Source organism: Streptomyces sp. NTD107 (assembly GCF_059510435.1).
On sequence record NZ_JCAJZV010000010.1, the window covers coordinates 111815 to 130188 of the forward strand.

Annotated in this window: 19 protein-coding genes, 1 tRNA gene and 2 pseudogenes; 13 read left to right on the forward strand and 9 right to left on the reverse strand. The window is 71.0% G+C overall.

The features are described 5' to 3' along the window. Positions 1-9: 9 nt before the first annotated feature. Positions 10-789 carry an ABC transporter ATP-binding protein gene (locus tag AC5WRL_RS20405; protein WP_496090060.1) on the reverse strand — a complete coding sequence of 260 codons (780 nt, stop codon included), beginning with the start codon at positions 787-789 and terminating at the stop codon, positions 10-12. Between the two features lie 398 nt (positions 790-1187). Here AC5WRL_RS20405 and AC5WRL_RS20410 point away from each other — a divergent pair. Both AC5WRL_RS20410 and AC5WRL_RS20415 read left to right on the forward strand, forming a co-directional pair. After that, positions 1188-1269, forward strand: a tRNA-Leu gene (locus AC5WRL_RS20410). A gap of 209 nt (positions 1270-1478) precedes the next feature. Continuing rightward, positions 1479-2708, forward strand: a complete 1230-nt coding sequence (locus AC5WRL_RS20415; protein WP_496090061.1) for a helix-turn-helix domain-containing protein — start codon at positions 1479-1481, stop codon at positions 2706-2708. A 9-nt stretch (positions 2709-2717) separates the two neighbouring features. Here the strand turns inward: AC5WRL_RS20415 and AC5WRL_RS20420 are convergent, their stop codons facing one another. After that, positions 2718-2924: a hypothetical protein gene (locus AC5WRL_RS20420; protein WP_496090062.1), complete on the reverse strand. Its 207-nt coding sequence runs from the start codon at positions 2922-2924 to the stop codon at positions 2718-2720. A gap of 202 nt (positions 2925-3126) precedes the next feature. On the opposite strand from AC5WRL_RS20420, the gene AC5WRL_RS20425 reads away from it, so the two are divergent. From AC5WRL_RS20425 to AC5WRL_RS20440, 4 genes and pseudogenes are all read left to right on the forward strand, one after another. After that, positions 3127-3300, forward strand: a complete 174-nt coding sequence (locus AC5WRL_RS20425; RefSeq protein WP_496090063.1) for a hypothetical protein — start codon at positions 3127-3129, stop codon at positions 3298-3300. A 17-nt stretch (positions 3301-3317) separates the two neighbouring features. Next, positions 3318-4499 (forward strand): annotated as a pseudogene (locus AC5WRL_RS20430) (cupin domain-containing protein). Beyond that, positions 4499-5395 carry an aldo/keto reductase gene (locus AC5WRL_RS20435; RefSeq protein WP_496090064.1) on the forward strand — a complete coding sequence of 299 codons (897 nt, stop codon included), beginning with the start codon at positions 4499-4501 and terminating at the stop codon, positions 5393-5395. Before AC5WRL_RS20430 ends, AC5WRL_RS20435 begins: the two are co-directional and overlap by 1 nt. Next, positions 5376-6206, forward strand: coding sequence for a hypothetical protein (locus AC5WRL_RS20440; protein ID WP_496090065.1), 831 nt, complete (start codon positions 5376-5378; stop codon positions 6204-6206). Before AC5WRL_RS20435 ends, AC5WRL_RS20440 begins: the two co-directional genes overlap by 20 nt. A 32-nt stretch (positions 6207-6238) precedes the next feature. Here the strand turns inward: AC5WRL_RS20440 and AC5WRL_RS20445 are convergent, their stop codons facing one another. Next, the gene (locus AC5WRL_RS20445) at positions 6239-6688 is read right to left on the reverse strand and encodes a hypothetical protein (protein WP_496090066.1); all 450 of its coding nucleotides are present in this window, start codon (positions 6686-6688) and stop codon (positions 6239-6241) included. A 110-nt stretch (positions 6689-6798) separates the two neighbouring features. On the opposite strand from AC5WRL_RS20445, the gene AC5WRL_RS20450 reads away from it, so the two are divergent. The 6 genes and pseudogenes from AC5WRL_RS20450 to AC5WRL_RS20475 all read left to right on the forward strand — a co-directional run bounded on the left by AC5WRL_RS20450 (position 6799) and on the right by AC5WRL_RS20475 (position 11635). Next, on the forward strand, positions 6799-8022 hold the full coding sequence (locus tag AC5WRL_RS20450; protein WP_496090067.1) for a helix-turn-helix domain-containing protein: 1224 nt from the start codon (positions 6799-6801) through the stop codon (positions 8020-8022). Positions 8023-8136: 114 nt separating this feature from the next. Next, a complete protein-coding gene (locus AC5WRL_RS20455) occupies positions 8137-8673 on the forward strand; it encodes a hypothetical protein (protein ID WP_496090068.1) in 537 nt (178 codons plus the stop codon). Beyond that, positions 8670-8912, forward strand: coding sequence for a hypothetical protein (locus tag AC5WRL_RS20460; protein ID WP_496090069.1), 243 nt, complete (start codon positions 8670-8672; stop codon positions 8910-8912). Before AC5WRL_RS20455 ends, AC5WRL_RS20460 begins: the two co-directional genes overlap by 4 nt. Further along, the gene (locus AC5WRL_RS20465) at positions 8909-9292 is read left to right on the forward strand and encodes a hypothetical protein (RefSeq protein WP_496090070.1); all 384 of its coding nucleotides are present in this window, start codon (positions 8909-8911) and stop codon (positions 9290-9292) included. The genes AC5WRL_RS20460 and AC5WRL_RS20465 overlap by 4 nt, the downstream gene beginning before the upstream one ends. A 121-nt stretch (positions 9293-9413) precedes the next feature. After that, positions 9414-10602, forward strand: a pseudogene (locus tag AC5WRL_RS20470) (RNA-guided endonuclease InsQ/TnpB family protein). Between the two features lie 169 nt (positions 10603-10771). Next, complete coding sequence (locus AC5WRL_RS20475; protein ID WP_496090071.1) at positions 10772-11635, forward strand: Bax inhibitor-1/YccA family protein; 864 nt, start codon at positions 10772-10774, stop codon at positions 11633-11635. Between the two features lie 105 nt (positions 11636-11740). Here the strand turns inward: AC5WRL_RS20475 and AC5WRL_RS20480 are convergent, their stop codons facing one another. The 6 genes from AC5WRL_RS20480 to AC5WRL_RS20505 all read right to left on the reverse strand — a co-directional run bounded on the left by AC5WRL_RS20480 (position 11741) and on the right by AC5WRL_RS20505 (position 16635). Next, positions 11741-12058, reverse strand: a complete 318-nt coding sequence (locus AC5WRL_RS20480) for a hypothetical protein (RefSeq protein ID WP_496090072.1) — start codon at positions 12056-12058, stop codon at positions 11741-11743. A gap of 17 nt (positions 12059-12075) precedes the next feature. Next, positions 12076-12549, reverse strand: coding sequence for a carboxymuconolactone decarboxylase family protein (locus AC5WRL_RS20485; RefSeq protein ID WP_496090073.1), 474 nt, complete (start codon positions 12547-12549; stop codon positions 12076-12078). 131 nt (positions 12550-12680) lie between these two features. Beyond that, complete coding sequence (locus AC5WRL_RS20490) at positions 12681-13004, reverse strand: nuclear transport factor 2 family protein (protein WP_496090074.1); 324 nt, start codon at positions 13002-13004, stop codon at positions 12681-12683. Positions 13005-13055: 51 nt separating this feature from the next. Continuing rightward, positions 13056-13964: a hypothetical protein gene (locus tag AC5WRL_RS20495; protein ID WP_496090075.1), complete on the reverse strand. Its 909-nt coding sequence runs from the start codon at positions 13962-13964 to the stop codon at positions 13056-13058. Positions 13965-14217: 253 nt separating this feature from the next. Beyond that, positions 14218-15438 (reverse strand): acetyl-CoA C-acetyltransferase, encoded by a 1221-nt coding sequence (locus AC5WRL_RS20500; protein WP_496090076.1) that lies wholly within the window; start codon positions 15436-15438, stop codon positions 14218-14220. An 84-nt stretch (positions 15439-15522) separates the two neighbouring features. Next, positions 15523-16635 (reverse strand): SGNH/GDSL hydrolase family protein, encoded by a 1113-nt coding sequence (locus AC5WRL_RS20505; RefSeq protein ID WP_496090077.1) that lies wholly within the window; start codon positions 16633-16635, stop codon positions 15523-15525. A gap of 196 nt (positions 16636-16831) precedes the next feature. Here AC5WRL_RS20505 and AC5WRL_RS20510 point away from each other — a divergent pair, with 196 nt between their 5' ends. Next, positions 16832-18229: a cystathionine beta-synthase gene (locus AC5WRL_RS20510; protein ID WP_496090078.1), complete on the forward strand. Its 1398-nt coding sequence runs from the start codon at positions 16832-16834 to the stop codon at positions 18227-18229. Positions 18230-18374 lie beyond the last annotated feature (145 nt).

Consider the following 18374-nt stretch of genomic DNA (forward strand, 5'->3'; position numbering starts at 1 on the left):
TGGCTCGGGTCAGCTGGTACGGCCGCGCGCGTCGTACTGCTTCATGTGCTCCAGCACCCGGTCGGCGGTGGGCTCGGCCATGTCGTGCACGATGCGGCCGTCGGCGAGGAAGACCACCCGGTCCGCGTACGAGGCGGCCACCGGGTCGTGGGTCACGATCACCACGGTCTGGCCCAGCTCGCGCACCGAGTTCCGCAGGAAGCCCAGCACCTCGGCGCCGGCCCGGGAGTCGAGGTTTCCGGTGGGCTCGTCACCGAAGATGATGTCCGGCTTGCTGGCCAGCGCGCGGGCCACGGCGACGCGCTGCTGCTGGCCGCCGGAGAGCTGCGCGGGCCGGTGCTTGAGCCGCCCGGACAGCCCGACGGTCTCGATGACCCGGTCCAGCCACTCCTGGTCGGGCTTGCGGCCGGCGATGTCCATGGGGAGCCGGATGTTCTCCAGGGCGTTCAGGGTGGGGAGGAGGTTGAACGCCTGGAAGATGAACCCGATCCGGTCCCGGCGCAGCTGGGTCAGCTTCTTGTCCTTGAGCCCGGTCAGCTCGGTGTCGCCGATCCGCGCGGACCCGGCGGAGATGGAGTCGAGCCCGGCCATGCAGTGCATCAGGGTCGACTTGCCGGACCCGGAGGGCCCCATGATCGCGGTGAACTCGGCGGCCCGGAACTCCACCGACACATGATCGAGCGCGACCACCTTGGTCTCGCCCTCTCCATAGATCTTGGTGAGGTCCGTGGCCCGGGCCGCCGCGGAGCCGGTCGGCGTGGTCGGGGTCTCGGTGACGATGGTGGACACGGTGGTCTCCTGTCGGATGGGACGGGCTGCGGGTGACGGGCGGCGCGGACGGCGCGCCCACGAATCCCCACGCCCCATCCTTCCGCCCGCCCGCCCCCCTGGGATCCGTCCCGCTGGTGGTTGTGTGGCCTTCTTGAGGGCTACGGGCGGGACCGGCCCGTCATCCCTGGGTATGACGTCACCCCTGGTGCTTCCGAGGGTTGATTTGCGTCATTCCTCAGGGGGTCGGGCACGGGCGGAGAGGCCGCTGAGGGCCGGGTCCGCAGCTGATGGACCATCAGGGGCTCATAAAATCAGACAACAACGGTGCCAGGCACCGGTGTTAGCAGCTCGTGACCCGGATAAGCTCAGACTCACCCTGTTGCGCGCACGCGCTTGGTACGGCTTGGGGATTCTGTGCCCGGATGGTGGAATGCAGACACGGTGAGCTTAAAACTCGCTGACCTTCGGGTCGTGCCGGTTCAAGTCCGGCTCCGGGCACACCACCCCCCAAGCGACTGACCTGCGAAAACGGCCACGCACCGGCGGCGCCGCCGCCGAAGGCTCGCACACCGACCCGAACGCACCACGAACGAGTCAAGAACACCCGGTGCGCGGCTCGCGCGGTGCGCGAAGGCAGCCGATCGCTGTTGCCCGGGTCGCGCCGGGCGGTACCGTCTGAATGTCCCGTTCGGATGGGAGAGTTCATCATGTCCGAGAGCAGTGACAGCAGCCGGTACGACGCGGCGATCGGCAAGCGCATCCAGGCGATCCGCCTCCAGCGCGGGCTGACCCAGCAGGGCCTCGCCCAGCGGGCCCACGTCTCGTACAGCGCCATCACCAAGGTCGAATCCGGCCACCGGGCCGCCACCCCCACCCTGACCGCCGCCTGCGCCCGGGCCCTGCGGGTGCCGGTCACGGACCTGACCGGACAGCCGTTCTTCGACTCCCTGCGCCAGGATCAGCTGGAGGAACTGGTCCAGCCCGTGCGGGCCGCCGTGGTCAACCCCATGCTGCCGCCGGAGGACGAAGGGCTCCGACCGCGTGACCCGGCGGCGATCAAGGACGCCATAGACGTACTGGACGCGGCGCGACTCCGCGCGGACTACATGGCGGTCGGGGTTGGCCTGCCGGCCCTGATCGACGAACTCCTCATACTGATCAACGACAGCCGGCCGGGACACGATCGTGAGCAGTTGTACGACCTTCTCGGCGTCGTCTATCGGTTCGCCCACACCTTTGCCTACAAGTTCGGCTTCCACGATCTCGCGCTGCTGGCGCTGGAACGGGCGGACCAGGCCGCCCAACACGCTGCCGACCCCCTGTTGCCGTCCGTGGTGGCCGAGAAGCGGTCGATCATCCTGCTCAACCACGGCACCTACGGCCTGGGCCTGCGGGAAATGGCCCGAGCGGAGTCGGCCCTGGAGGAGCCGGTCCGCAGGGGAGACACCCGGGCCTTGTCCGTGCAGGGCAGCATCCATCTGAAGTCGGCGATCCTGCACGCCCGTAGGCACACGGTCAGCTCAAAGGCCGACGCAGCCGCCCGCGTCGCGCAGGCCCGGGACATCGCCGGTCGCATCGCAGGGGAGCCCGACCCCTACGGCATGGTCTTCGACTCATGGAATGTCGAGATCCACTCAGCCGCCATACAGGTCGATCTCGGCGACCTGGGGGCCGCCGTCGAGCAGGGCGAGCGCGTTCATGTGCCCAAGGGGTGGGCGGTGAGCCGGATCGGCCACCACCACATGGACATGGCCCGGGCCTACGAGCGTCTGGGGCGGAGCGAAGACGCCCTCCGGTCCCTGACCCGAGCCAAGGCAGCGGCCCCCGTGCAGACTCGCTACCACCCCAACACCCGGGAGACGGTGCTCGCACTGCTCCGCCGCCACCGCACGCCGCACCGCACCCTGTCCAGCTTCGCGCGGTGGGTGGGGGTGTAGTAGCCACCTTCACACGTGGCGGAGGGAGTCGATCGCCTCCGCCCGGGACCAGCCCAGGGCCAGCCGCCATGCTTCCAGCGCGCTCAACTCAGGCAGTTCCCGACGCAGACGGCCGGCGATCTGCCCGGTCGTTCGGCCTTGGCGCTGGGCATCGCGGCGGATCCGTGCTGCCTCGCGCACGATCGCCGCGCGCCGGGACCGGGTGATCACAGCCATGACGTCCCCCGGGGAAGCAACCGCTCGGACAGCACACCGTAGCGCTGCCGGGCCGGACGCGGCAGGGCGCAAAGGGGGGCGCGCGAACATTGCGGTATGCCCGCAATGTTCGCCTCCCGCGCCCGCAATGACACCGGGTCGTGGTCCCCCGAATCTGGAACGGCCGGGCCACCCGGGTCCGGCGGAACAAGGAGGTACCTCGATGTCCATGACCACCGCGCCGGCCGCCGAAGCGGCGGCACCCGGCGCCGGCACCACCACTTCGGGGCCCGAGGGTCTGCTGGTGGCCCGGCGGCAGATCACCGTCGCCCGTGACCGCGCCACCCTGTCGGAGTCCGACGGCGGTGGCACCGGCCGCACCGACACCAACGACTGAGCAGGGCCGAACTCGCGATGACCACGCAGTCGATCGCGGAGCGCCTGGGCGTGGACGCGTTCCTCGCCCAGACGCTCGGCCACACCTACCGGTACGCTCCCGGCGCCCTTCCCGGCGCCGGCGCGCTGATGACCTTCACCGACATCAACGACCTGCTCGCCGTCCACCGACTGGAGACGCCACGCCTGCGGCTCAGCGCGGAGGGCGAGATGCTGCCCCAGCACCGCTACGCCACGGCGGAGGTCACCCGCCGCCGTACCGTGTGGCACCGGCTCCAGCCCGCAGAACTGCGCACCCGCCTCGCCGAGGGCGCGAGCCTGGTGATCGATGCGGTGGACGAACTCCACCCCCGGGTACGGGAACTCGCCGAGGAACTGGAACGGTGGCTGCGCACCCGCGTACAGGTCAACCTCTACGCCTCCTGGACCGCCAAAGAGGGATTCGGCGTGCACTGGGACGACCACGACGTGATCGTGGTGCAGCTCCAGGGCAGCAAGCGCTGGCGGATCCACGGCCCGACCCGGCGGGCGCCGCTCGCCGTGGACACCGATCAGCCCGAGCAGCCGCCACAAGAGCCCGTCGCCGACCTGGTGATGTCCGCCGGTGACGTGCTGTACCTGCCGCGCGGCTGGTGACACGCCGTGGTCGCCGACCAGGGCACCCACTCCCTGCACCTGACGGCGGGATTGCACACCCACACCGGGGCGGATCTGTTCACCTGGCTGGGCGGCATCCTGCGCGGCTCCGAGCTGGTACGCGCCGACCTTCCCGTCCACGGCACCCCCGCGCAGCAGTCCGCGCATCTGGAGCTGATGCGCAAGGAACTGGACGCCGCGCTCAGCGATCCCGGGCTGATCGGCCGGTACGCCGATGCGCGGGACGCGGTTGACGCCGGCAGGTTGCGGCCCTCCCTCCCGTATCTGGGCCCGCCGCCGCCCGACCCGGGCCTGGTGGTTCGGCTGACGACCGCCCGGGCCCGCCTGACCGACCGCGACGACGGCAGCGTCGTCCTCGCCGGCGCCGGCTCCGAATGGGAGTTCCGGGCCGGGGCCGCGCCGCTGCTGCGGCTTCTCCTGGCAGGCGGGGAGCGGACATTCGCCGAACTCGCCGGCGCCGGGGAGCTGACCGTCGAACAGGTCGCCGCCGTGGTGGAGGAACTGGTGGACGGGCACGTCGCCACCCTCACCGGGCGCCGGTAGTGGCGACCCTGGCACTGGGCACCCACCGGTGCCGGGAGGTGGCCGCCGCCGCACGGCGCGCGGCCACCGGCCCGCACCCCTGGGTGGACACCGCCCCCAACTACCTCGGCGGGCGGGCCCACGCCTTGCTCGCTCCCGTACTGGCCGCCCACCCCGACATGGGGGTCTCCACGAAGACCGGCTTCATCCCGGCCGCCGAGGCAGCCGACGCGGTACGGGCCGGGGCACTGTCTGCCCACGAGGCGGTCACCGGCCACAGCCTCGCCCCCGACTACATCCGCTGGCAGATCGGCCGCAACCGTGCCCAACTCGGCCGCGAACGCCTCGACGTGGTGTTCGTCCACAACCCCGAGCAAACCGGCGGCCGGGCCCGAGAACAACTGGCGGCTGCCTTCGCGGTACTCGAAGACGAGGCGGCGGCCGGCCGCATCGGCGGCTACGGAGTGGCCACCTGGTCCGGCTTCGCCTCCGGAGCATTCAGCGTGCCCCACTTGCTGGACCTGGCCACCGCAGCCGCCGGTGGCCCGGCCCACCACCTGACCGCCGTGCAGCTCCCGGTCAACCTCGTCCTGGCCGGCCCGCTCACCGCCGCGATCGACGGGCATGGTCCGATCACCAGCGCGGCAACGGCCGGCCTGGACGTGTACGCCTCCGCACCCCTCCACGGCGGCGAACTGCCCATCCTGGCCACCCGGGCACTGGCCGACCTGATCCGCCCCGGGCTGACGATCGCCGGCGCCTGCCTGCTGACCGTCGCCTCCTGCCCCGGAGTCTCGAAAGTGCTGCTCGCCGCCTCCACGGCGGCACACTGGGACGACGCCCTGGCCGCTCTCACCGGCGGCCCGCTCGCTCCCGACCACCTCCGGACGGTCCTGGATGTACTCGCCCCCCACTGACCCGGCCACCGGCCGCGCCATGCGCGACGCCTTCCACACCGCGGCCCACGCACTCGGCGTCGTTCCGGCCGGACCCCCGGTCTGGGGTTGGCACGGCCGTACGCTCTCCCATCGTGCCGAACACCCCGGGCGGGGTGAGCGCTGGCTGCGGCTGGCCTCCGCCCCAGCCGGCCGGGAAGGCAGCAAGCTGTGGGAGGGAACCGCGGCGGCGTCCGTCCTCGACGGGCGGGTGAACAAGCCCCGCCTGTACGCCGTCCACGACCACGTGGCCGATGGCACGGTGTACCGCGCCGAGTTGACGCAGTTCATCACCTCGCCCACGGTGTCCCCCGATCCGGTGATTCACACGCCCCTGGCAGACCTGCCCGAGAGCTGGTGGAAGGGCCTGGGTATCGACCTGGAGGTGATCGCGACCACGCCGACCGACCGGGTAGCGGTACGAGAGGAATGGATCGCCCGCACGGTACCGGCCATGACCGGCCACAGAGCCCCGCACGTCACCGAATGGGCCACCGCCCACGGCGATCTCCACTTCGCCAACATCACCACTGGCGGCACCCTGCTGGACTGGGAAGGCTGGGGTCTCGCCCCCGCCGGATACGACGCCGCCCTGCTCCTCGGCTATTCCCTCAGAGAGCCGACCGCCGCCGCACAGGTACGCCAGGAGTTCAGCAATCTCCTCTCCACCCCAGCCGGACGCGCCGCCCAGCTGATCGTCGCCGCCGAACTCCTGCAATCCGTCGACCGGGGAGACCACCCCGAGCTGGAAGCGCCACTGCGGTCCCTGGCCGCCGAAGCCGCAGGTGCCTGAAGCAGCTCCCGCAGTGTGATCCCGGCCGCCACTCAGGCGTGGAGATCAGCCCAGAACGGGTCGGCACCGTCGTTGTACAGCACGACCCTCCCATCACGGAGGCTGAGCAGTTCAGGCTCCGGGTCCTCGTACCACCGCTGGTAGCCGAAGAAGGACTCGTTCCTGTGCAGCCGGGCGACCAGCCAGCCGATCAGCTCGGCCAGGTCCGCGTGTTGGTCGGGGTGAACCTCCCAACGGCAGGTCAGCGCCCAGCGATCGTCGTCGTCACGGTCACCCCCGCGAACCAGGGTCGAGAAGCCGGCACCGGCCATCTTCGAGCCCGCGTACGGCGAACCGTCCTCCCACACCGGCCCGGGGAACTCCTCGACCACCCGGTCGCCACCCGCGTCGAGCCCCAGGTGCCGGCGCAACTCGGCGACCTCGGATCCGGACAGGTCGCCACGCAAGTCCATCGCGAACATGAGTTCGTGAATATCGGCCATCGCAGCACGTTAGCAAGTGGGGCCGGCCTGGGCCGCCGAGCCGATCACTGTTGTCCGGGTCGCGCCGGGCGGTACCGTCTGAATGTCCCGTTCGGATGGGAGAGTTCATCATGTCCGAGAGCAGTGACAGCAGCCGGTACGACGCGGCGATCGGCAAGCGGATCCAGGCGATCCGCCTCCAGCGCGGGCTGACCCAGCAGGGCCTCGCCCAGCGGGCCCACGTCTCGTACAGCGCCATCACCAAGGTCGAATCCGGCCACCGCGCGGCCACCCCCACCCTCACCGCCGCCTGTGCGCGGGCGCTGCGGGTGCCGGTCACGGACCTGACCGGACAGCCGTTCTTCGACTCCCTCAAACAGGACCAGCTGGAACAACTGATCCAGCCCATCCGGCACGCCATCGCCAACCCCATGCTGCCGGTCGGGGACATCCAGCCGCGCGAACTCGGCGCGATTCACGCCGACATGGTCGCCCTCGACGAGTCCCGGCTGCGGGGCGAGTACATGGATATCGGAACGACCGCTCCCGCGCTCATCGACGAGTTGCTGCACCTGGCGGACACCACCCCCGAGGGACGCGAGCGCGAACGGATTCACGGCACCCTCGCCAGCACGTACCGGGTGGCCCACGCGTTCGTCTACAAGCTGGGCTTCCTCGATCTCGCGCTCCTCGCCCTGGACCGCATGGAACAGGCCGTGAGCCACGGCCCGGACCCCTACCTGGCCGCCGTGGTGTGCCACTACCGCAGCAACTACTTCCTGCACCACGGCGCCTACGACATCGGCCTGCGCGAGATCGCCGGCGTGGAGGAACTGCTGGCCGACCCCGTCGGGCGGGGTGATCCGCGCGCGCTGTCGTTGATGGGCACCATGCATCTCAAAGCGGCCGTGATGCACTCACGGCGCAGGCGGCCCACCTCCACCGCCGACGTCAACGCCCGCATCGGGGAGGCCCGGGACCTGGCCGGGCGTCTCACCGGCCATCCCGATCCGTACGGGCTCACCTTCGACCGCTCCAACGTCGAAGTCCACGCCACCTCTACCAAGGTGGACCTCGGGGATGTCGGCGGCGCGGCGGAACACGGCGAGCGACTGAGGTTCCCGGCCGGCTGGGCACTCAACCGCTCCGGCCACCACCACATGGACATGGCGCGGGCCTACGAAAAGCTCAGCCGCCCCGCGGATGCCTTGCAGTCGCTGATGGAGGCCAAGGTGGCGGCCCCGGTGCAGACCCGCTACCACCCGACCACCCGCGAGACGGTGCTGGCGCTGCTGCGCCGCGAACGCACCCCTTCCCGCGTACTGTCCGGCTACGCCCGGTGGGCGGGCGTGTAGCACGTCGTGAACTCATCGATGAGGCCCTGACTTTCACAGAGCGAGGAAAGTCAGGGCCCTTCCCTTTCGGCACAGTGCTGACGGTCAGCGATCGTCACGTCACTGGAGCTGCGTATGGGCACGCGTCTGCAATGGATTCCCCGAGCCGGGGACGGCATCCGGCTGGTGCCGTGTGGGCGGTGGTGGGACGCGGTGCAGGTGCGGCGGTCGCGGCAGCGTGATCTCGCCGAGGAGCTGCCCGGCGCGGGGGTGCTGGAGAACCAGGCGGAGGACGTACTGACCTGGCTGCTGCCCGCCGGGACGGCGGCCGGCTGGGGGCGGGGCGGGGTGCAGGTGCTCGGCCGTGGCTACCACCTGCCCGTGCCGCCGGGGGAGTGGCGCACCGGGTGGTGGCTGACGTGGCGAACCCCGCCGCGCGGCGACTGCCTCACCGACCCCGGCGCACTGCGGGTGCTGCTGGCCGGCCTGCCCGAACGGTGCGACCGCTGTCACCAGCTCGCCGCGCCCCCGGCCACCATCACCGGCCCGGCCCCGGGCGGCGGCACGGTCACCGTGATCACCTGCCAGGGCTGCGCGGACACCATGACGGCCGTACTGCGCGCCACCGCCTCGCTGGCGGCGGCCCGGCAGGCGAGGAGGGCGGAACGGTGACGGACCGCCCTCTCACCAGCCTCTGCCAGGCGGCCGACGACGGAACCGGCTTCCCCTGGTGGCACTGGGTCTGCCTGGGCCCGGGCGCCACACCGATCACCCGTGGCTACACCATGTACCGGGACTGCGGCTGCCGCTGCCACACGGTCGCCGGGGAAGCGGAGCTTCCCGAAGTACCGGAAGGCCAGCGCTGCATGGTGCCGCGCGACCGCTACCGCCCGGACGAGGGTGCCACATGACCAAGCCGCCCCGCCGCCACCTCCAGCCCCGTACCGGCCCGGCCGGTACGGTGAACGGCTGGTGGCAGGCCGGCCGCTGCGCCAACTGCCGCCGCCGCGACCACCCCGTCACCTGGATCGGCCCACCGGCGAGGGGCGGACCGTACACAACGGTCCTGGTGTGCGGCGACTGCCTCCCCCGGGTCCGATTGGAGACGGCGACGCAACCCCGGACCACCGCCCCCACACTGCGCGCCACCGGGACGGTCACCGCACACCCGCTGCCGGAACCCCCGGAAGAGAAGGAACTGACGTTGCTCCGCCTGGCCATCGGGGCGAGCATGGCACTGCTGCTGATCCTGCTCGTCGCGCTCACGGTGACCATCTGGCACGCCATCTGACGGTCAGGATCAGCCAGCCGCCAAGTGCTTCTGCATTTGGGGGGAACCTCTGAGCGCCAAGTGGTCATGAAGGGTGTCGATGACTGCTCGACCCAGCGAATATGGGGATTTGGTTCTCATCATGGTGACTTGTGGTTTTAAGATCAGTCTCGTGAAGATCGTTGTGCAGGTGAAGCTGATGCCGGAGGCCGGTCAGGCCGCCGCGCTGTCGGCGACCCCTGCACGCGATCAACGAGGCCGCGAACTGGGTTTCCGGGGTGGCGTTCGGGCGCGGTGTTCCGCGTGAGTACGAGTTGCGCAGGCACACCTATGCGGAGCTGAGGTCGCGGGGGCTGGGGGCGCAGGCCGCGCAGCATGTGATCAAGAAGGTCCGGGACGCCTGTACGACGCTCGAAGCCAACATCAGGGCGGGGAACCTTGGCGGTCCGGGTTCCGGGCGGCGCCGGAAGGCCGGGGAGAAGCCCATCAGGTTCCGGCCCCGGGCGGCGCAGCCGTATGACGACCGGTGCCTGAGCTGGCAGTACGACGCGCGGACGGTGTCGATCTGGACCACGGCCGGGCGCATGAGGAATGTGCGCTTCGGCTGCTCTCCGGACGCGCTCAAGACACTGAGGGAGTACCGGCGGGGCGAGTCCGACCTGATGGAACGTGACGGCGCGTTCTACTTGATCGCCATTTGCGAGGTCCCCGAGACCGAGCGGTACGAGCCTGACGGGTTCATGGGCGTCGATCTCGGCATCGTCAACATCGCCACCACATCCACGGGTTACCGGGCAGCGGGACGGGGCCTGAACCGGCACCGTAAGCGGCAGCTCGGCCTTCGCCGCAAGTTGCAGACCAAGGGCACCAAGTCCGCCAAGCGCCTTCTCAGGATGCGCAGCCGGCGTGAACAGCGCCACGCCGCCAACACCAACCACATCATCGCCAAGACGATCGTGACCAAGGCTGAACGCACCTCGGCCGGGATCTCCCTGGAAGACCTCAAGGGGATCCGGCAGAGGGTACGGCTCCGCAGGCCCCAACGGGCCACGCTCCATTCCTGGGCCTTCGCCCAGCTCGGAGACTTCATCGTCTACAAGGCCCGCAGGGCCGGTGTGCCCGTGGTCTTCGTCGATCCCGCCTACACCTCGCGGCAGTGCTGCGAGTGCGGCCATATCGACAGGAAGAACCGGGTGAGCCAGGCTCTCTTCATCTGCCGGGACTGCGGGGTCGTTGCCCACGCGGATCGGAACGCTTCCCGTAACCTCGCACGCAAGGGCGAGGCCGCGTGGACAGCGGGGCGTGAGTCACGCGTCCCTGGCACCCCATAGGGGTGTCTGGACGGAGGAGCCCACCCGGCAGCCAGCTGGGCACTACCTCCAAACCCGGTCATTTACGGCCGGGTCAGTTGACCGTTATGACGGGTGTACTAGCGTGCGGTCTTTGCGAACGTATTACTCTGATACGCAAGGCCGTGCCGTGCGGCCATGGAGGAGTGAGATGAGGAGCAGCAACCCGGTCTTCACGCGTCGGGGGTTCAGTCGGGACGGCGGCTACGCCGGCTTCAACGCCGGACCGCAGCCGCAGACCGGGACTCCGTACGCGGGCAGCCCGAGCAACCCCTACGCGCAGCCAGGCAACCCTTATGCGCAGCCCCAGGTGGGCCCCGACGGCAGTGTGATGGCGCCGGGTGCGCCGGTCACCCGTCCGGGTGTGATGACGATCGACTCGGTCGTCTCGCGTACCGCCCTTACCCTCGGCACGGTCATCGTCGCGGCGGCCGTCGCCTGGATCACGGACCTTCCCATCGGCGCGGGCATCCTCTTCGCCCTCGTCGGCATGGGCCTGGGCCTGTGGCAGTCCTTCAAGCGCGAGGCGTCGCCCGCGCTGATCCTGTCGTACGCGGTGGCCGAGGGTCTGTTCCTCGGCATCATCAGCAACTACATCAACGAGTTCGCGCCCGGCGCCGCGATGCAGGCCGTGCTCGGCACGATGGCGGTGTTCGCCGGTGTGCTGTTCATGTACAAGCAGCGCATCATCAAGGTGAACGCGCGCTTCACCAAGTTCGTGATGGCGGCCGCCATCGGCTTCATGCTGCTGATGGCCGTCAACCTGATCGTCGCCCTCATCGGCGGCGGTGACGGTCTGGGCCTGCGCTCCGGTGGTCTCGGCATCCTGTTCGGTGTCGTCGGCATCATCCTGGGCGCCTGCTTCCTGGCGCTGGACTTCAAGATGGTCGAGGACGGCATCGCCTACGGTGCCCCCGAGAAGGAGTCCTGGCTGGCCGCGTTCGGTCTGACCATGACCCTGGTGTGGATCTACCTGGAGTTCCTGCGGCTGATCGCCATCCTCCAGGGTGACTGATCGCTCACGGCCGGCTGACGGTGTGAGGGCCCCATGGGACATGCGTCCCGTGGGGCCCTCCGTCGTTCCGTCGTTCCGTTGTCCCGTTCTTCCGTCGTTCCTGCGTTACGCGCCCGGCCGCAGCAGGGTCAGTGCTGCCTCCAGGGCGTCGGGGTCGGGGTGGTCGCGCAGGGCCCGGGCCAGGTCGTGGCCGGCCACGGCCAGCTGGTCGCCGACCGCGAACAGGCCCGCGTCGGGCATCACCCGCGGCTCGGCCTCGGGCTGTTCGATGAGCTGGGCGCGGCGGGCCAGCTCGCGGGCCAGTGTCAGGCCGTCGGCCGCGGCCCCCTGTCTCAGCCGGCTCTCCGCCAGCCCCCGCAGCCGTCCGGCGGCCGTTTCCACGGCCTCCTCCAGGGCGGTCAGGTCCGCCTCCGTGTTGTTCACGGCCCCGACTCTATCGATCAGCCGAACTGGCCCGGGGTGTAGTCACCGCCACGGTGCCCGACGATGACGTTCACCCGGTTGTAGGCGTTGGTGACGGCGATGAGTGTGACCAGGGCGGCGAGCTGCTCCTCGTCGTAGTGCTCGGCGGCGCCGGCCCAGGCCGCGTCCGTGATCCCGCCGGCCGCGTCCGCGATGCGGGTGCCCTGTTCGGTCAGCTCCAGGGCGGCGCGTTCGGCCTCGGTGTAGACGGTGGTCTCCCGCCACACCGCCACCAGGTGCAGCCGCACCGGGGTCTCCCCGGCCTTGGCGGCCTCCTTGGTGTGCATGTCGGTACAGAAGCCGCAGCCGTTGAGCTGGCTGGCGCGGAGCTTCACCAGCTCCTGGGTGGCCGGGGGGAGGGACGAGTCCGCGAGGGCCAGGCCGGCGGCGTTGAGGTGCCGCAGGGCCTTGCCGGCGGTCTTGGCGGCGAAGGGGTTCAGACGAGTTTCCACGAGGGGCTCCCGGCTTCCGTTTCCGTTCCGTTCGGTCCTTGCGTCTGACTGACACGGGGGAGCGGGGGAGTGTGACCGGAGAGGGTGTGGTCCGCGTCACGCGCGCTGGTCGCGCGCCGTTCACGCGGGGGTCATGCCTGGCCGGTCTCGAAGCGGGAGATCCGGCCGTCGTCGGCGACCGTGAAGTGCCAGGTGGTCCGCATCTCGTCCCAGGTGTCGTTGCGGAACCTGGCGATCAGGGAGCGGCCGTCGTCGGACTCGGAGTCGATGTCCAGGTGGCCGTTCGCGCCGAAGATCTCGCGCTCGGTCCACTGGTGGAGGTCGCGGTCGGTGCCGTCGTCGGACATGGTGGCTCCGGCGGCCAGCAGGCCGGTGAACGCTTCGCGGTCGCCCGCGTTCACCGCCGCCACGAAGGCGCGGACGGCCGGGTCGGTGAGCCGGTGCGGTTCGATCATGTGCTCCAGGCAACCCGCTGCGCGGCGTCGCCGCAGCTCCGCGCCGTCCGGTCAGGTGGAGACGATGCGGTCCGCCAGCAGGTAGATGCTGTCCTGCCCGCAGGCGAAGGTCAGGGCGTACGCGCCGGAGATGCCGGAGCCGCCCATCAGGACGGGCGCCTCGCCGTCCCGTACCGCCGCCGCCAGCCGTTCCGCCGTCTCCTGCTGGCTGGGGGACAGGCACAGGGTGGTGCCGTCCTCGAAGAGGTACACGTCCAGGGTGCCCAGCGGGCCGGGGCGTACGTCCGCCAGCGGGGTGCGGGACTCGGCCAGCTGGCTCAGCTGGTCGGTGGTGCGGCGCTGCTGCTCCTCGATGCCGGGGCGCTGGCCGGTGCCCTCCACCGGTTCGCCGGTGAGGGTGTAGCCGGGGTGGGAGGGGTGCCGGCGGCGGGCGGCGGCCAGTTCGGCGGACTCGCCTTCCTCCTCCGCGGCCTCCCGGTCCCGGTCCCGGTCCCGGTCGCGCTCCGCGGCCGGCTGCTGGGTCTGCGGCTGCTGCTCCATCGCCCCGCACACGTCCTGCTGACGCGGTACGAACACCATCCCGTCGCCGCTCTCCTGCCCCGAGTCACTGAGCAGGTACCGCTCCAGCAGCGCGTCCAGCAGGTCCTCGTCGGCCTCGGCCACCTCGTACTCAAGTCCGCGCCCGGCCAGCAGCGCCCCGGGTCCCTCGCTCTCGCGCGCGTCCTGCTCGGCCCAGAAGGCCCGCGCCTCCGCCAGCTCCCGCTCCCGTTCGTCGGCCAGCGCCTCGGCGACGGCCGCGCGGATCTCCTCCGCCGGGACCGGCCCGCGCGCGGCCGGGACCGGCGCGCGGCGCAGCCCGGTGACTTCGCTCCGCAGGCCACGGATGGTGTGCAGGGCGGCGGCACTCAGGGCCACGGAGGTGCCTGCGGTCACCAGCAGGATGACGGATATGGCGCTCACTGACTGTCTCCCAGTGCTCTCGGTCCCTGACTTCCTATCTCAGGTTTCCGGGACACGGCCACGCCGGGCAGGGTGAAACGTCACGAAATGGACAGGACCTCAGTCCCGGTGCCCACCCCACCCGCCCCGCTGACCTGCGGATTCTCCCGGGATGGCGGCGTGCATCACATCCCGGGCACACTTCGGTCTCGCCCCCGCGACCTGGACCGGTGGTGACTCAGCGGGCCACGGGAGCGAACCTCTCTTCTATCACTCAGCTGAGGCGCTCCAGCACCATGGCCATGCCCTGCCCGCCGCCGACACACATGGTTTCCAGGCCGAACTGCTTGTCGTGCCACTGGAGGGAGTTGATGAGGGTGGTGGTGATGCGGGCGCCGGTCATCCCGAATGGGTGACCCACGGCGATGGCGCCGCCGTTGACGTTCAGCCGGTCGATGTCGATGCCCAGGTCCCGGTAGGAGGGGATGACCTGGGCGGCGAACGCCTCGTTGATCTCCACCAGGTCGATGTCGTCGATGGTGAGTCCGGCGCGCCGCAGGGCCTGCTTGGACGCCTCGACCGGGCCGTACCCCATGATCTCGGGGGACAGCGCGGACAGGCCGGTGGACACGATCCGGGCCAGCGGGGTCAGGCCCAGCTCGCGCGCCTTGGTGTCGGACATGATCACCAGGGCGGCGGCGCCGTCGTTCAGCGGGCAGCAGTTGCCGGCCGTGACCAGTCCGTCGGGGCGGAAGACCGGCTTGAGGGCCTGTACGCCCTCCATGGTGACGCCGGCGCGCGGGCCGTCGTCCTTGGTGACGACCGTGCCGTCCGGCAGTGTCACCGGGGTGATCTCCCGCTGCCAGAAGCCGTCGGCGAGGGCCTTCTCGGCGAGGTTCTGCGAGCGGACCCCGAACTCGTCCATGTCCTGGCGGGTGACGCCCTTGTGCCGGGCGAGGTTCTCGGCGGTCTGGCCCATGGCGATGTAGATGTCGGGCATCGCGCCGTCCTCGCGCGGGTCGTGCCAGCCGACGCCGCCGTGTTCGGCGCGCTCGGCGCTACGGGCCCGGGCCGGCTCGAACAGCGGGTTGCGGGTGCCCGGCTGGCCGTCGCTGCTGCCGTTGGCGAACCGCGAGACGGTCTCCACCCCGGCCGAGATGAAGATGTCGCCCTCGCCGGCCTTGATGGCGTGCATCGCCATCCGGGTGGTCTGGAGGGAGGAGGAGCAGTAGCGGGTGACGGTGGCGCCGGGCAGTTGGTCGTAGCCGAGCTGTACGGCGACGACGCGGGCCAGGTTGTGGCCCTGCTCGCCGCCGGGCATGCCGCAGCCCAGCAGCAGATCGTCGATGTCGGCGGGGTCGAGGGCGGGCACCTTGGCGAGCGCGGCACGCACGATCCCGGCGGTCAGATCATCGGGCCGCACGTCCTTCAGGGAGCCCTTGACGGCCCGCCCGATGGGGGTACGGGCGGCGGAGACGATCACTGCTTCTGGCATGGAATTTCCTCCGAGGTGCGAGTGCGTCGTGCGGATGGGCACGCCCTCATAAGCTACCGGCAGGTAACGTACTTCCGTCCAGACCTACGGCGACAACTCCTGCTGCTGCCCACGGTCCTGGCCCCGCTCCTGCCCCGCGCCCTCCTGCCCCGCGCCCTCCTGTTCCTCCTGCCGCTCCGGCGGGAGCTGCCGGCGGCGGCGGCGCTTCAGCAGCGCCCACGGGGTGCGCCGCGCCGCTTCCTCCCCGGCCCCGGCCGCGCTCACCTCGGTACCGCTCTCCGCCGCCGCCACGGCCGCCGCCCGCTCCACCGGCAGATAGCCCTCCCGGCGCAGCGACTCCACCCGCTCCTCCTCCGGCCACACCCCCAGCGCCGCGCACAGCGTCGGCAGCACCGCCATCGCCGCCGTCGCGTACCCGGCCGCCGACGGGTGGTACTTGTCCGGGCCGAACAACTCCCCCGGGTGCGCCGCGAACTCAGGACCCAGCAGATCACCGAGCGAGACCGTACGGCCGCCCAGCTCCACCACCGCGATCGTCTGCGCCGCCGCCAGCTGCCGGCACACCCGCCGCGCGATCCAGCGCAACGGCTGCGCCACCGGCTCCACCGACCCCAGATCGGGGCAGGTGCCCACCACCACCTGACAGCCCGCCGTACGCAGCCGGGCCACCGCCCGGGACAGATGCTTCACCGACTCGGCCGGCGCCATCCGCCCGGTGATGTCGTTGGCGCCGATCATCAGCACGCACACATCGGGGGCCGGCGCCCGCCCCGGCTCGGTGAGCAGCATCGACACCTGCCGCTCCAGATCGTCCGACTTGGCCCCCGACAGCGCCACATTGTGCAGCTCCACCGGCCGCTCCGACACCGCCGCGAGCCCCGAGGCCAGCAGCCCGCCCGGCGTCTGCCTGGCCCGGTGCACCCCCATCCCGGCCGCCGTCGAATCGCCGAGCATCGCCAGTCGCCACGGCACCGCCGCCCGGGCCCCGGCCCCCGGCCCGGACGCGTACTCCGCGCCGTATACGCCGTCCGCCAGCGGCGGGGGCTCCTCCCGGCCGTTGCGCAGCAGCTGCCGCCGCGCCAGCTGCACCTCCGTCAGCACCAGCCCGACCGCCGCACCGCCCAGCAGGCTGATGCCGCCACCGCCGTACGCCGCCGCCGTCGCGATCCGCCGTGCCACGCGCTCTCTGCTGGACATGGGGCGCCACGCCTCCCGTCTCGTCCGCCGTCCCGCCGGCTTCCGCTCCGTGCTGTTCCCTGCCGTTCCCTGCTGTTCCCTGCCGTGTTGTCTGCCCAGGGTGCTGGGCCGCGCAACGCGCGTCCACGTCCACGCGCGGGGCAATAGGGTGCACTCAGTGGGTGGACGAACCCGCCCCGGATGTGCGGAGACCACAGTGCAGTATCACGAGTCGATGATCGACCTTGTCGGCAACACCCCGCTGCTGAAGCTCACCAGCGTGGCGGAGGACATCCAGGCCACAGTCCTGGCCAAGGTCGAATACTTCAACCCCGGCGGCTCGGTCAAGGACCGGATCGCCCTGCGGATGATCGAGGCGGCCGAGGAGTCCGGCGAGCTGCGCCCCGGCGGGGTGATCGTCGAGCCGACCTCCGGCAACACCGGAGTGGGCCTGGCCATCGTCGCCCAGCGCAAGGGCTACCGCTGCATCTTCGTGTGCCCCGACAAGGTCTCCACCGACAAGATCAACGTGCTGCGCGCGTACGGGGCGGAGGTGGTGGTCTGCCCGACCGCCGTGGACCCCGAGCACCCGGACTCGTACTACAACGTCTCCGACCGGCTGGTCCGCGAGACGCCGGGTGCCTGGAAGCCCGACCAGTACTCCAACCCCAACAACCCGCGCTCGCACTACGAGACCACCGGGCCCGAGCTGTGGAAGCAGACGGAGGGGAAGATCACCCACTTCGTGGCGGGCGTCGGCACCGGCGGCACCATCAGCGGCACCGGGCGTTACCTCAAGGACGTCAGCGACGGCAAGGTCAAGGTGATCGGCGCCGACCCCGAGGGCTCGGTGTACTCGGGCGGCTCCGGGCGCCCGTACCTGGTGGAGGGCGTCGGCGAGGACTTCTGGCCGACCGCGTACGACCGTACGGTGGCGGACGGCATCGTCGCCGTCTCCGACAAGGACTCCTTCCAGATGACCCGGCGCCTCGCCCGCGAGGAGGGGCTGCTGGTCGGCGGCTCCTGCGGCATGGCGGTGGTCGCGGCGCTGGAGACGGCGCGCGATCTCGGCCCGGACGATGTGGTCGTGGTGCTGCTGCCGGACAGCGGGCGCGGCTACCTCAGCAAGATCTTCAACGACGAGTGGATGGCCGACTACGGCTTCCTGGAGGGCGGCGAGCCGCAGACCAGGGTCGCGGACGTACTGAGCCGCAAGGAGGCCGGGGAACTGCCGTCGCTGGTGCACATGCACCCCGAGGAGACGGTCGGTGAGGCGATCGACGTGCTGCGCGAGTACGGGGTCTCGCAGATGCCGGTGGTCAAGCCGGGCGCCGGGCACCCGGATGTGATGGCGGCGGAGATCGTCGGCTCGGTGGTGGAGCGGGAGCTGCTGGACGCGCTGTTCACCGGGCGGGCCGGGCTTGAGGACCCGCTGGAGAAGCACCTGAGCGCGCCGCTGCCGCATGTCGGCTCCGGGGAGCCGGTGGCGGATCTGATGGCGGTGCTTGAGCAGGCGGACGCCGCGATCGTGCTGGTGGAGGGCAAGCCGACGGGTGTGGTCAGCCGGCAGGACCTGCTGGCGTTCCTGGCGGCCGAACGGCGGCCCGAGAAGTAACGCGCGGGTGGGGCCGGGGATACGGGCGCGGGCGGCGGTATTCGCGATCGATCCCGAAGTGTCACGGCCGGGCAACGCGTCGTTAACACCGCTCCGGCATTGTTCTGGGTGTCGGCACCAAGGACCTCCGGAGCGGCTCCCGGAC

Bases quoted from the DNA above. Each gene is read 5' to 3' on its own strand.
- AC5WRL_RS20415 (WP_496090061.1), top strand. From the start codon at position 1,479: ATGTCCGAGAGCAGTGACAGCAGCCGGTACGACGCGGCGATCGGCAAG.
- AC5WRL_RS20420 (WP_496090062.1), bottom strand. From the start codon at position 2,924: ATGGCTGTGATCACCCGGTCCCGGCGCGCGGCGATCGTGCGCGAGGCA.
- AC5WRL_RS20425 (WP_496090063.1), top strand. From the start codon at position 3,127: ATGTCCATGACCACCGCGCCGGCCGCCGAAGCGGCGGCACCCGGCGCC.
- AC5WRL_RS20440 (WP_496090065.1), top strand. From the start codon at position 5,376: ATGTACTCGCCCCCCACTGACCCGGCCACCGGCCGCGCCATGCGCGAC.
- AC5WRL_RS20445 (WP_496090066.1), bottom strand. From the start codon at position 6,688: ATGGCCGATATTCACGAACTCATGTTCGCGATGGACTTGCGTGGCGAC.
- AC5WRL_RS20450 (WP_496090067.1), top strand. From the start codon at position 6,799: ATGTCCGAGAGCAGTGACAGCAGCCGGTACGACGCGGCGATCGGCAAG.
- AC5WRL_RS20455 (WP_496090068.1), top strand. From the start codon at position 8,137: ATGGGCACGCGTCTGCAATGGATTCCCCGAGCCGGGGACGGCATCCGG.
- AC5WRL_RS20465 (WP_496090070.1), top strand. From the start codon at position 8,909: ATGACCAAGCCGCCCCGCCGCCACCTCCAGCCCCGTACCGGCCCGGCC.
- AC5WRL_RS20475 (WP_496090071.1), top strand. From the start codon at position 10,772: ATGAGGAGCAGCAACCCGGTCTTCACGCGTCGGGGGTTCAGTCGGGAC.
- AC5WRL_RS20490 (WP_496090074.1), bottom strand. From the start codon at position 13,004: ATGATCGAACCGCACCGGCTCACCGACCCGGCCGTCCGCGCCTTCGTG.
- AC5WRL_RS20500 (WP_496090076.1), bottom strand. From the start codon at position 15,438: ATGCCAGAAGCAGTGATCGTCTCCGCCGCCCGTACCCCCATCGGGCGG.
- AC5WRL_RS20505 (WP_496090077.1), bottom strand. From the start codon at position 16,635: ATGTCCAGCAGAGAGCGCGTGGCACGGCGGATCGCGACGGCGGCGGCG.